Source organism: Pseudomonas sp. R1-6 (assembly GCF_051132115.1).
Lineage (GTDB): Bacteria > Pseudomonadota > Gammaproteobacteria > Pseudomonadales > Pseudomonadaceae > Aquipseudomonas.
In genome coordinates, this window is record NZ_CP071662.1 from 3,078,742 (window position 1) to 3,093,135 (window position 14,394).

Annotated in this window: 2 protein-coding genes; both read right to left on the reverse strand. The window is 64.0% G+C overall.

Going from position 1 to position 14,394, the window contains the following annotated elements; genetic code table 11:
* Positions 1-8 precede the first annotated feature (8 nt).
* Positions 9-9,473, reverse strand: a complete 9,465-nt coding sequence (locus tag J3P81_RS13820; RefSeq protein WP_434559173.1) for an amino acid adenylation domain-containing protein — start codon at positions 9,471-9,473, stop codon at positions 9-11.
* Positions 9,474-9,514: 41 nt separating this feature from the next.
* Positions 9,515-14,329: a condensation domain-containing protein gene (locus tag J3P81_RS13825; RefSeq protein WP_434559175.1), complete on the reverse strand. Its 4,815-nt coding sequence runs from the start codon at positions 14,327-14,329 to the stop codon at positions 9,515-9,517.
* Positions 14,330-14,394 lie beyond the last annotated feature (65 nt).

Genomic DNA, 14,394 nt, shown 5'->3' on the forward strand with positions numbered 1-14,394 from the left:
ACTCATCCTTACATTTCCATCTCGGCCAACAGGCGCTGCATTTCGTCCAGGGCTTCGTCGGTCGAAGGCCCCTGGGGTTTTTCAATCTGCTCGGCGAGCGCGGCGATTGTGGGGTTCTGGAACAGGCTGCGCAGTTCGAGCTTGACGCCAAAACGGCTCTCGACCTGAGTCATCAAACGCATGGCCAACAACGAATGTCCGCCCAGCTCGAAGAAGCTGCTGAACACGCCAACCTGCGGCAACGCCAGCAGGTCCTGCCAGATGCCCGCCAACTCCCGCTCCAGCTCGCTGCGCGGCGCCACTCCCTGGATCGCCACAGGCTGTGGTGCCGGCAAGGCCTTGCGGTCGATCTTTCCATTGGCGTTGAGGGCCAGACGTGGCTGCTCGATGAAGCCAGCCGGGATCATGTAGCCCGGGAGCACGCCTTCCAGATACCGACGCAACGCCGCCTGATCGACCGGGCTCGGTGTCTGCAGCCAGGCAAACAGGCTCTGGCTGCACGGATCGATCATCACCACCGCTTCTTCCACGCCTGGGTAACGGCGCAGCAGCGATTCGATTTCACCGGGCTCGATACGGAAACCGCGCACCTTGACCTGAAAATCGCCGCGACCTACATAGGCCAGCCGCCCGTCGTTGCGGCGGCGTACCAAGTCGCCGGTGCGGTACATGCGGCTACCGGGTTCGCCTGCATAGGGATCCGGCAAATACGCCGCCGCCGTGGTGGCCGGCGCATGCTGATACCCTCGCGTGACGCCGGAGCCGGCGATATACAGCTCACCCGTCGCGCCGAGCGGCACCGGGCGGAGCATGTCGTCGAGCACGTAGCAGAGCGTGTTGAGCAACGGCGCGCCGATGTCGGCGACGCCGGACGGCACCTCCTGCAACGCCTGGGTGGTCGACCAGACGGTGGTTTCCGTCGGGCCGTAGGCGTTGATCAGCGCCACGCCACGACCGCGCAGTTCGTTCACCAGCTCACCGGGCACCGCCTCGCCACCGATCAGGCCACGCAGCGGCGGCCAATCGGCCTGGCCGGTTTCCAGCAGGATCTGCCACCCAGCGGGGGTAGCCTGGAATACCGTCGCCCGGCGCAGCAGCGCGGACAGTTGATGCCCGTCGATCACCTGCTCGCGGCGCGCCAGCAGGATGGCCGCGCCGTTGACCAGCGGCAGGAACAGCTCCGGCTTGCACATATCGAACGCGTACGTGGTGCTGGCGAGCCAAACATCCTCGGCGCCAAGCGGCAGCAAGCGATCGAGGCCTGCCAGCAGATTGCTCAGGTTACCGCGGCTGACCTGCACGCCTTTCGGTGTGCCGGTGGAGCCCGAGGTATAGATCACGTAGGCGCGCTGCTGTGGATCAATCGGCAATGCAAGGTTGGCGTCGCTGCAATTGTCCAGCGCCAACCCGTCGAGCAGGAAGTGGTTGACGCCGCCCAAGGCCCCGGCGCAAAGGCTTTCAGTAAGCACCATGGCCGCACGCGCATGCCGGATGATTAAGCCCAGGCGCTCGCCCGGCTGCTGCGGATCCAGTGGCAGGTACACCGCACCGGCCTTGTGGACCGCCAACAGGGTTGGCAGCAGCCATGGACCGCGAGTCAGACAGACCGCAACCAGGTCATCCGTGCCGACACCTTGCGCGCGCAGCCACTGGGCCAGGCGATTGCTGATGGCGTTGAGTTGCGCGTAGGTCAGTTGCTGGTCCTGGCAATCCACCGCCAGCGCTTCAGGTGTCAGGACGACCTGCTGTTCGAAACGGGCGATGACGTCCACCACTGGCGTCGAGGATTGCGCCGGACGGTTCCAAGGACGCTGGGCCAAGGCGTGGTCGGCATTGGCCAGGTCGATGTCCCAGAGGCGCGCTTCGGGTTGTTCCAACATGCCTTCAAGCAGGTAGCGGAACTCATCGGCATAACGATGCGCGGTGTGCGCCAGGAACAGGTCGGTGTTGTATTCCAGCACGCATTGCCACTCCTCGCCCTGCTGCTCGATGTGCAGGCCGATGTCCACCAGGGCACTGTCGCTTTCAACGTTGAGTCGCTGTACGGGCAAGCCGGCGAAGTATTGCTCGGTCGTTGCGTTGGCATCGCGTTGGATCAGGTTGAACAACGCCTGGAACAGCGGCGTGTGGCTGAGATCGCGGCGTACTTGCAGGGCTTCCACCAGGCGCTCGAAAGGCACGTCGGCGTGCTGTTGCGCCGCCAGGTGCGTGGTTTGCAACTGCTGCCAGAACTGTTCGACCGATTGTTGCGGATCGAGATGGCTGCGCAGGACCTGAGTGGTGGCGAAATAGCCGATCAGGTTGTCGGTATGAGCCTGATGGCGATGGGCGACCGGCAAGCCAATCCAGATTTCACGTTGGCCCGAGTGCCTGGCCAGCAAGGTTTTCCAGGCGGCCAGCAACGGTGCAAAAGCGGTCAGGCCACGGCGCTGCGCCGTCTCGCGCAGGCGCTTGACCAGCCTAGCCGACAGGTTGAAGCGCAGACGCTGGCCCTTGTAGCCCTGCTCGGCGGGCCGAGGCATGTCGGTCGGCAGGTTCAGCACCGGCGGCTCGCCCGCCAGGGTACGGCGCCAATAGTCAAGTTGCGACTCGATCTGCGCCTGCCCCGCCGGGCTCTGCCAACTGGCCGCGATGTCGGAAAACTGCAACGGCAACGCTGGCAGACAAGCGTCACGCCTTTCCAGCAAAGCCTGGTAGATCACTTGCAGCTCATTGAAGAGAATCTCCAGCGAACGCGCGTCAGCGATGATGTGATGCAAGGTCACCTGCAGCACGCTGCGATCCTGGCCCTGGTACACACGCACCCGCCACAGCGGCGGCGCTGTGAGATCGAATGAATGCTGCGCCTCCTGGCTGAGCTTCTGGGCGAAGCCGCTCGAATGCTCATCGACTTCCAGCGGTTCGAAGCTCAGCGGCACCGCCACAAGGTCTTCGATATGCTGGCGTGCGCCGTCGGCGGTGTCGCTGAACACCGTCCGCAGACTGTGTTGGCGAGCCTCCAGTTGCGCCAGCGCCTGCTCCAGCAAATCGGGTTGTAGGGTGCCATCCAGGCGCAGCGCCAAGGACAGGTGGTAGGCCTGGGTATCGCCCTGTAAACGGTCAAGGAACCACAAGCGTTGCTGAGTGAAATGCAACGGCGCCAAGGGTTCTGCGAACGGGCGCAAGATGCGATCAGCCTCGGTGCTTGCCTGGGCCAAAATGGCGGCCAAGTCCCGTAGCACCGGTTGTTCGAACACGCTGCGCAATGGCAGGCGGCGGCCATGCTGTTCGGCGATTCGCGCCACCAGCCGCGCCGCCAACAGCGAGTGTCCGCCGAGGGCAAAGAAGTTGTCGTCGGCGCCAATGTCGGTGCATTCCAGCAGCTCTTCCCAGAGGCCGGCCAGGGTTTGTTCCCAGTCGCTCGACAGCGCGCCCTGCTGGCCGTCACGCTGTTGCGGCGCCGGCAAGGCCTTGCGGTCGACTTTGCCGCTGGGGCTCAACGGCAAGGTGTCGAGGCGAACGAGCTGGCCGGGCAACATGTAGTCCGGCAATTGGGCGCCGAGGCTGGCGCGCAGCGTCGTTTCGTCCAGCGCATCGCCAGCGTAGTAGCCCACCAGCCGCGCCGCGTCACCGCTGCCCAGCAGCACCACGGCCGCCTCGCGGACCCCGGGGACGCGGGACAACAGCGCTTCGATTTCCCCCAGTTCTATACGGAAACCCCGCAGCTTGACCTGGAAATCCAGGCGCCCGAGGTAATCCAGGCTGCCGTTGCCATTGCGTCGAACCCGGTCGCCGGTGCGGTACATGCGCGCGCCAGCCACGAAAGGGTCCGGCAGGAACGCGGCGGCGGTCAGGCGCGCGGCAGCGAAATAGCCGCGACCCAAGTTGGCCCCCGCGAGGTACAGCTCACCTGGCACGCCGGCAGCCACCGGTTGCAAGTCAGCGTCGAGCACGTATGCGGCGGTGTTCGCCACCGGTTGCCCGATCGGCACCTCGACCGCGCTTTCTTCGCCACCGCGCACTTCGAAGGTGCTGTAGACGGTCGCTTCAGTCGGCCCGTAGCCGTTGATGACCTTGGCACCCCTGCCCTCGATGGCTTCGGCCAACGCGCACGGCAAGGCTTCGCCACCGGAGATGGCACGCACGCCCCGCCAGCTGCGGGAGGTATGCGCCACGAGCATTCGCCAGGTGGCCGGCGTGGCCTGCATGACGGTGGGTTGTCCGCCTATCAGCAACTGATCGATCGCTTGCGGGTCCCGCGCCTGCTCTCGATCGGCCAGCAGGATGCTGGCGCCATGGGCCAAGGGCAGGAGCAACTCGACAATGGCAATGTCAAAGGTCGCGGTGGTCAAGGCCAGGACCCGGTCCCGGGCCGTCATTGGCAGGACCTGCTCGACGGCCAGCATCAGGTTCATCAGGTTGCCACGGCTGATCGCCACCCCTTTGGGCTGGCCGGTGGAACCCGAGGTGTACAGCACGTAGGCGAGTTGACCGGGGTTGCAGTCCACAGGCTTGCGCGTACCGGTCGCCCCACTGGCGTCGATGTCCAGCAGCGGCAGGCCGGGGTTCCACTGCGCCAACACGCCGAGGCTCGCGGCGGTGCCCAGGCACAACGTGGGCTGCGCCGCCTGGAGAATGTAGCGGCCGCGTTCCGGCGGCGTGTCCTCGGCCAACGGCACATACGCCGCCCCGGCCTTGAGGACCGCCAGCATGGCCATGGGCAGGCGAGCGTCGCGCGGCAGGCTCAACGCTACGCGGTCTTCGACACCGACACCCTGGACCTGCAACCTCGTTGCGAGTGCCTCGGCGGCTTGGTCCAATTCGGCGTACGTCATTTGTTGATTGCCTGCCACGACGGCAATCGCCTCGGGCTGGCGCGCAACCTGAAGCGCGAAGGCGTCAAGGATGTCTTGCTGACCGGCCAGGGCGCGGCCATCGATCCGCGCCAGGGCCCGTTCAGCGGGCTGCCATGTCAACTCACCCAGCGGCCGCCCGGCCTGTTGGATCACCGCATCGAGCAAGGCCAGGTACTGCTCGGCCATGCCTCGCACCGTCTGCTCGCGGAACAGGTCGCTGCTGTATTGCAAACTCAGGTTAATCCCGTGTTCGCTGTCGCGCACGTCCAGGTGCAGATCGCACAAGGCGCTCTCCGGGCGGTTGTCCAGCGGCTCGGCGATGACGTCAGTGAGTTCGAAACGCTCCAGAGCGTTGCCCGGGAAGTAATTGAACATGACCTGGAACAGCGGGTTGTAGCTCACCTGCCGGACCACTCCCAACTGTTCGATCAAGTAATCGAACGGCAAGTCCTGGTGGGACTGGACCGAAACCGACAATGCCTGCAATTCGCTCATCAGTTGCAGCGGGCTGCGCTCGCCGGAGATTCTCTTGCGGTACACCAATGTGTTGACGAAGCAACCCACCAGCGGCTGCAACGCCGCATGGTGCCGGTTGGCCGCCGGTACACCGACCAGGATGTCGTTTTCTCCGCTGCGACTGCGCAACAGCAGTTGGAAAGCGGTCAGCATCGGGATGAAGTTGCTCCAGCCATGGCGAGCGCTGAAGGTCCTGAGCCGCGCCGCCAGGTCGTCGGGCAAGCGACGCTCGACACGTCCACCGGCCTGGCTCGCCTGGGCGGGACGAGGGAAATCGGCCGCCAGGTCGAGCACCGGCAGCTCGCCGGCCAGTTGCTCGCGCCAGTAGGCCAGCTCTTGCTCGCACGCCTTGCTGCCCATCCACTGGCGTTGCCACACGGCGTAGTCGGCGTATTGCATTGCCGGGGCGGGCCGTGGGGTCGCGACGCCCTTGCGACAATTGCGGTACTGCTCGCAGAGGCCGTCGATGATCAGTTGCAAGGACCAGCCATCGGCAACGATGTGGTGGCAATTCAACGACAGGACAAACGCCTCCGGCGCCAGGCGATACAGCCTGGCGCGCAACAGCGGCGCCGCGTCGAGGGCGAACGGTGTCATGGCGTCCAGGCGTAGCCGTTCCTGCAGCGCGTCTTCGCTCGCCACATCGATGACCGGCAACTCAATTTCGCTGTGCGCCAGGACAACCTGGCTCGGCCCTTGGGCCGCGCCGATGAACCCGGTGCGCAGCACCTCGTGCTGGTCGAGGACCGCTTGCAACGCCGCGTGCAGGTCAGCGACGTACAGCTCGCCAGTCAGGCGCACGGCGCCGGCCAGGTTGTACGCCGGGCTGTCGGGGTCGAGTTGTTGCAGGAACCACAACCGTTGCTGGGCAAACGAGAGCGGCAGCGTTTCCGGGCGCGGCAGCAAGGACGGCGACGGCTTTACCGCGCCAGCCTGGTTCTCCAGCCAATCCGCCATGGCGGTAATGGTCGGACGCTCGAAGACCACGCGCAACGGCAAATCCTTGCCGCTGAGCTTACCGATCAGGCCGATCAATTGGGTCGCCAGCAGCGAATGGCCGCCCAGCTCGAAGAAGTTGTCCTCGACACCCACCTGGTCCAGGCCGAGCACGCTTTGCCAGGCTTGCACCAACTGGCCTTGCAACTCGCTGCTCGGCGCCACATAGCGGGCCTGGCTTTGCGCGGCAAAATCCGGGGAGGGCAACGACTTGCGGTCGATCTTGCCGTTGCCGTTGAGCGGGAAACGCTTTAGGAATACGAATGCGCTCGGGATCATGTAGGCCGGGAGATTGCCCAGTACATGCTCGCGCAACATCTCGATGCTGCAGGCGTCATCGGCCACGATGTAAGCCACCAGTACCTTGGCGCGTTGCTGGTCGTCACGGGCCACGACCACGGCTTCGCGCACACCGGGGTAATGGGTCAGGCATGCCTCGATCTCGTCCAGCTCGATGCGGTGGCCGCGAATCTTGACTTGATGGTCGGTGCGTCCGACGTATTCCAGGTCGCCGTTGGGCAGGAAGCGCGCCAGGTCACCGGTGCGGTACAGGCGCGAACCGTCGTTGGCGATCGGGTCCGGCAGGAACACCGCCGCCGTACGCGCAGGGTCGGCCATGTAACCGCGCCCGACGCCGACACCGGCAACGAAGATCTCCCCGACCGCGCCGACCGGTATCGGCTGCAGATCGGCGTTGAGCAGGTACAAGCGATTGTTCAGCGTGGCGCGGCCGATCGGTACGTTGATGCGCTGTTCCGGCAGGCGCTCGAGCAGCGGATGAAAGGCCACGTCATCGGAGCACTCAGCCGGCCCGTAGGCATTCATCAGCGGGATCGCCGGGTAGCGCTCGAACCAGCGACGCGCCAAGGCCGGCGGCAAGGCCTCGCCCGTGGCAAGCACCCAGCGCAGGGGGGACGTTTCCAATCCAGCGTCCAGCAGGCTTTGCATCAAGGACGGCACCGCTTCGAGGATGCTGATGCCGTGCCGCCCGATGGCCGAGGCCAATGCCTCGGGGTCCTGCACCACGCAGTCGCCGAGGATCACGGTGCGGGCTCCGAGCACCAGGCCGGCGAGGGTCTGCCAGACTGAGATGTCAAAGCACTGCGGCGCGGTCTGGGCAATCACATCGTTCGCATCGAGCCCCAGCCCCGGCAATTTACCGAGAATGTTATTGAGCATGCCCGCCTGCGCCACCATCGCGCCCTTCGGCGTGCCAGTGGAGCCGGAAGTGAAGATGCAGTAGGCCAATGATGTGCCGTGCACCGTGATGTCGAGGTTATCGTCGCTATAGCTGCCCAGCACCGAAGGGTCGTAGCGAACGGCCTTGGGTCGGTGCATGAGCAGGTCGAGGGCCTGCATCGCCAGCTCGCCCTGCCCTGCGCTATGGATCAGCAACGGCGTGCGGCTCTGGCGCAGCACTTGGGCCAGGCGCTGCGCCGGGTTGCGCGGATCGAGCGGCAGCCAACCGGCACCGGCCTTCAGCGTGGCGACAATCATCACCACCAGATCCAGGCCCCGCTCGTCGAACACCGCGATCAGGTCGTCGCTGCCCACACCCTGGGCGCGCAAGTGCCGAGCCAGTCGGTTAGCGGCGCGGTTCAGCTGATCGAACGTCAGGCTTTGCTCGCCATGGACAACGGCGACACGCTCTGGCGTCTGGCGCACCTGTTGCTGGAATCGCTCGATGTATAAGGGTTGCAGCAGTTGCTCGTCCGCCGCCAGGCCACCGCCGGCCCAAACCTCGTGCTGGTGAGTGACTTCGCTTTCATCCAGCATCGCCAAATGATGCAAGGGCGTGCCGGCGTCTGCGCCGAGGGCATCGCCCATGTTCAACAGCAAGGTGCGGAAATGCCGCAGCATCTGCTCGATTTCTTCGCGCAGGAACCAGTCGGTTTGATAGGTCAACTGCAGGTGCAGGCGCTCGCCCGGCACGATTACCACAGTGACCGGGTAGTTGGTGTGGGTGCGGTTGGCCATGTCGCTGATCAGGTAATCCAACTGGCCCTGGCGCAAGTCGGCGGCAATGGGCGCGTTCTCGAACACGAACAGGCTCTGGAACAAGTCCTGTCGCTGAACGTCGCTCCAGCGCTGGATGTCGGCCAGGGAAACACTTTCGTGTTCGCGCAGGCTCAGGTTTTCGGTCTGCAAGGCTTTCAGCCACGGGCCGAGCTTATCCTCCGGACCACAGCTCCAGCGCAGCGGCAAGCTATTGATGAACAGGCCGACGATGCTTTCCATGCCTTGCAGGTGCACCGGGCGGCCAGCGACAGTGATGCCCATTACCAAGTCGCGATCACCACTGTAGCGCCCGAGCAATAGCGCCCAGGCGCCTTGCACCAGGGTGTTGAGGGTCAGGCCGTGCTGCGCCGCGACGTTCTGCAACGCCTGGGTCTGCCCGGGCTCCAGGAGTTCGACACAGTCTTCGACCGGTTCGGCAGCACCTTGGATGCGACCGACATGACCAAAGCCAAACTCGTTGGGCGTATCGAAGCCCGCCAGTCGCTGGTGCCAGAAGGCTTGGTGATCTTCCGGTTTCTGGGTTTCCAGCCACCGGATGAAGTCGCGATACGGGCGCGGTGTCGGCAGGCTCAGTCGGCGCCCTTCCCGGGCGGCGCGGTAGCCGTTGAGGAAGTCCATCATGATGATCGAGAAGCACCATGCATCCATGAGGATGTGGTGGTAGCTGCGCACGAACTGGTAGGTATCGGGCGCCAGTTTGTACAGCCTGACCCGCATCAGTGGCGCCTTGGTGAAGTCCAGGCCTTCGGCACGCTCCGCGCTGAGCAATTGCTCGAGGCGGTCCTGCTGCTCGCCTTCGCTCAGATGCGACCAATCTTCATAGGTGATCGGTAATTCGACCTGCTTGTGCACCACCTGCATCGGGCGTTTCTGCTGCTTCCAGACGAACGATGTGCGCAGCAGTTCATGGCGCTCCACCACCTGCGCCCAGGCCTGGCGGAAGGCCGCGAGGTCCAGGTCCGGCATGACCATGACATGGCGATATTGGAGCAGATACATGCCCTTGCCAGGGTGCATCAGGCTGTGAAACAGCAGTCCTTGCTGCATGGGAGCCAGCGGGTAAATAGCTTCGATATTGCGCGAAACAGCTTTGACCTTGTCGTTCATGCTGACGGTATCCGAACCTGTAATTGGGGGGCGCAGGGGGTTCATTGCTCAAGTTGTTCGAGCAACCCCAAAAATTCATCGTCGGACAGGCCCGAGTCGGCGAAATCCGAAGCCGTGGCGCGGCCCGCCGCAGGGGCCTGACAGTGATCCAGCAAGGTGCTGAGTCGCTGCTGGAATTGCCGCGCCAGTTCGTTCACCAACACCTGATCGTGGACCTGCGGCGCATAACGCCATTCGACGTGTAGCTGGCCTTCATTGACGAGCGCCGTCACGTCCAGCCAATGGGTGCGGCAGGTGCTGTCGGCGCGCATGCCGGGGCACATCGGCCGCGCCAGGCGCCAGAGGCTCGATGCGCCGATCCACTGATCGACACGCCCCAGGTAGTTGAACGTCAGCAGCGTGACGGCACCCAGGCCGTGGGCCGGATCCTGGCGCAGCAGGCCGTAGCCGATGCCTTGTTCGGGGACGCGGCGCAGGGCTTCCTTGGCCGCGATGATCGAGGATTCCAAATCCCAGGAAGTATCGATGGCCAGCGGATATCGGCTGGTGTGCCAACCGATGGAGCGCGACAGCTCGGGGCCTTGCTCCCAGCCACTACGACCGTGGCTTTCCAGCTCCAGGGTGACGCGCTCGCGCCCCTGCCATTGGCCGATGACACCGGCCAACGCGGCCACCAGCAGATCCTGGACCTGAGTGCTGTAGGCCGCGTGACAATCGCCCAACAGCAATTGTGTTTGCTCGACCGACAGTTGCATGTTTAGTGTCCGGCTTTCGCCGTATGTATTGGGCTGTTGAGGAGCGCTATGTTCGGCGGCTACCTGCTCATGCCAGTAGCCAACCTGGGCCAGGACGGCGGGCTCGCGGCGATGCTGCTGCAAGGCCTCGCTCCATGCGTGGAAACCCGCCGACACGGCAGGCAACGCCGCGTTCGGTTGCAAGTAGAGGCTTTCCAATTCCTCCAGCAGCACTTGCCAGGACACGGCATCGATCACCAAGTGATGCGCCGTGCATAGCAGCTCACGGCTCTGGGAGAAATACACCCAGCGGATCAAAGGCGCCTTGCCCAAATCAAAGCCTTGTTGCCAGCGCTGCAACAGCGCTTCGTCCAAGGGTTGGTCTTCGATGTGGAACAACCCGTCGAGCTGGCCCGAGGAAAACGCCTGGTAGCGTTGTTGCCAACCCTGCTCCGACGTTTCAAATATCAGGCGCAAGCTGGCATGACGTTGTAACAGTGCGCCAACAGCCTGGATGAACCGCGCCTGTTCCAATGGTGCGTTCAATCCCAGAAGCAAGGATTGGTTCCAATGCTCGGGCTCGGTTTGCTCCTGGGCGAAAAACCATTGCTGGATCGGCGTCAGGGCGAACGCTGTGACAGGTTCGAGCACGGCCGGCGTAGCGCCCGTCTCCACCGCGCCAAGATCAACCACCTGCTCGGCCCAACCGCGCACGGTTGGGAACTCGAAAATCTGCTTGGGCTTGAGCTGCAGCCCGTGCTGCTTGGCCCGGGCGATGATCTGCAAGCTCAGGATCGAGTCTCCCCCGACACTGAAGAAATTGTCATCGACCCTCAGGTCGGGGTTATTGAGAATCTCACGAGCGATATCGAGCAGACGCTGTTCGAGGTTGCGCTGTGGCGTCTGCACCACTCGGGCCAAGGCGCGTACGCTCTGTTCGGCAAACAACTGCTTGGGCGTCATCAGGATATGTTGCTGGCGGGCCAAAGCAATGATCTGCAGGCCGAGGATCGAATCGCCGCCCAAGGCGAAGAAGTTGTCATCGGGGCCGAGGTCGGGGTTGCCGAGCAGCCCGCGCCAGATATCCAGCAACGCGCTTTCAACCGCATTCAGGGGTTCTTCGATGGGAGACGTCGTCTGCGCGGTGGCCGGCGCTTGCCCGGCCAAATGCTGCAATGCCTTGCGATCGACTTTTCCGTTGGGCAACAAGGCAAACCCATCGAGGCAATGCCACTGGGACGGTTGCATATAGTCCGGCAGTTGCGCTTGCAGGGCGGCCTGAATATCAGGCAACGCGGCCAATGGTGCGACCAGGAACGCCACCAAGCGGTTGCCCGTCAGGGGCGATGGGTTGTTCAGCACCTGTACGTCGCCGACCTGCGGCATCGCCCGCAGCCGTGCCGCAACCTCTGCCGGCTCGACCCGATACCCGCGGATCTTGACCTGCTCATCGAGCCGACCGAGAAACTCCATCTGCCCCCGATGATTGAGCCGCACCCGGTCACCGGTGCGATAGCCATGGGCACCGAAGCGGGCGTGGTCTGAATCGTTGGCGCTGAGGTAACCCAGCGCAACCGTTTTGCCCTGCACGCAAAGTTCGCCGCTGACACCGATCGGCAACAGACGGCCCTCGGGCGAACGCACGCTGACCTGGACATTGGGCAGCGGTCGTCCCAGCGGTGCCGCGCCATCGATATCGACCTCATGAGTCAACACCCCGACGGTGGTTTCACTGGGGCCGTAGTGGTTGACGATACGCAGGTCCGGCATCAATGCCCGCAAGCGCGAAACCAGCTCATTGCCCAGGGCTTCGCCACCGGTGACCAGGCATCGGCGCGGCAATAGGCGCTGGGGATCGTTGGCGACCAGCAAGGCGTTGAGGTGTGAAGGCACAATTTTAAGCAGGTCCACGGGATCGCGCTCAAGCACGGCCGCCAGCTCCTCGGCGTCGAATGACAGTTCCTCAGCCAACAGCCGCAGGCGACGGCCGCTGAGCAACGCACCGAACAAGGCCGTGTGCCCCAAGTCGGTGGCGCAGCTGGCGAGACTTGCCAGACTGGCATCGGCGGACAGATCCAGGCGTTCCAGGCACCCGACCACGTAATGGATCAGGTTGCCCTGGCTGACCATCACCCCCTTCGGCCGTCCCGTGGAGCCGGAGGTGTAGACGACGTAGGCCGACCTTTCAGCGGGCAAGGACGCGCGCAACGGCGATTCACCCGACAACGCCTCAGTTGGCAACGACAGCCACCGCACCGTTTCAGGCAGCCACTCGGGACGCTGGCCCTCGCCGACCCAGACCTTGGGCGTGCCATCCTGGCAGATGTCCTGCAAACGCGACTGCGGCCACTGCGGATCGAGGGCCAGGTAGGTGGCGCCGCACTGCCAGGCGGCGAGCATGTGCATCACCAGCTCGCGGCTGCGGGGCAAGCATAAGGCGATGCGTGCGCCCTCCAGATTCGCGCCTGCTTGCAAGCGCTCGCCACGGGCGACCACTGCACGGCCCAATTCGGCATAGCTGAGCGTGCCCTGTTCGTCTTGCAGGGCAATCGACTCGGGCTTTCGAACGCACTGCTGGACGAATGCCTGCCAGGCGTTGCTGACCGGGACCGGCAGGTCCTCGCCACAGAGCAAGGATTGCTGCGCCGGTGCCAGCCAGTCGAGCTGGGCAAACGGTACGTCCGGCTGTTCGATGACCGCGTGGACCAACGCAACGAACTGGTCGCAAAAACGTTGGACTGTTTCGTGGCGGTACAAGGCCTTGCTGTAACGCCACCGGCACAGGAAGCCGTCTTCCTCGTCGATCATGACCATGTTCAGCTCATGGGCCGCGCCACGCTGCTCCGACAGCAGACGGTCGACGTACTGCTCGAACGGCGCGATGCGCTCCTTGTTGAGGGTGAACATGTGCTGAAACAGCGGCGCCCTGCCCATCTGCCGAGGCAGATCCAACTGTTTGACGAGGCGCGAGAACGGATAATGACGGTGCTGCAAGGTTTGTTTGACGTTGGCGTCCACCTGCCTGGCCCAATCGCCACCGGACAGCTCGCGCTGCAAACGACAGCGGACCGGCAACGGGTTGACCAGGTAGCCCGGCAGATTGACGTGCTCGCGGCGCAGGCGCCAACCGCTGGGAGTGCCCAGCACAAAGTCATCCTGGCCGGACAGCACGCCGAGAAACTGCTGGAACAAAGAGAACCAACAGATATAAGGCGTCACGCCCCATTGACGGGCCACGGCACGAATTCTGGCCGTGGTGGCCCGGTCGAAACGAAACGACAGCTCCCCGCCTTGGAATGCCTGATTGCTGCCGTAGTGAAAATCGGTCGGTAGCTCCAGTGCCGGGGCGCCTTCCAATTGCGCCTGCCACCAGGCCAGCTCCATCGGTTCGGCGGCTTCGCTGCGTATGTGCAATTCGCTGCAATAGTCGCGATAGGCATCTGGATTCACAGCGGGCAATGCTTGCTCGTTGATCAGCGCGAACAGTTCATTGAGCACGATGTAGAACGTGGCCAGGTCAGCGGCGATGTGATGAATTACCAGCAGCACGGTGTGCTCGACATCATCGGCGTGAACGTTGCTCAACAGGACGACCCGACTGACGTCGCCGGCTTCCAAGTCGAAAGGCTTATCGGCCCACTCGGTGACGCGCTGCTGCAACGCCTGCCTGTCGGCCGCCTGCAGCGCGATGCGCTCCAGCGGCCGGACTCGCTCGCGGTCGCTCCACTGCAACAGGTCGCCATTGCGCTCGGCATAGGCGGTGCACAGCATGGGATAGCGTCGCTGCACCGTTTCCCAGGCGTCTTGCAGGCGTCGGGGCAAGTCGTCGGTGACGAACTGCGCCTTGATGCGCCCTGCGTAAGCGATGTTATAGGCGCAGCTGTCCGGCTCCAGTCGTTGCAAGAACCAAAGCGCCTGCTCGTTATCCGTCAGCGGGCGCGCTTCAAAGTAATCGGGGTGCCGGGCCAGCCATTGCGGCACGTCGGCGCCGTGCGCCGTCAGTTCGCTTGCCAGTTCATCGTCCAACGCCCTAGGTGATCCGGGGGTGATGACCAATTGGCCTTCGACTTTCGATAGGCGAATCCCACGCAGCCAGCAGCGATGCATCAAGCGATCGAGCATTTGATGTCCTTCATTTTGCTTGTTCTGAATGAGCCGCCCCATGTGACGGCTGTCTGCAAGAGCGT

Coding starts and splice junctions, on each gene's coding strand:
- J3P81_RS13820 (WP_434559173.1), bottom strand. CDS start 9,473: ATGAACGACAAGGTCAAAGCTGTTTCGCGCAATATCGAAGCTATTTAC.
- J3P81_RS13825 (WP_434559175.1), bottom strand. CDS start 14,329: ATGCTCGATCGCTTGATGCATCGCTGCTGGCTGCGTGGGATTCGCCTA.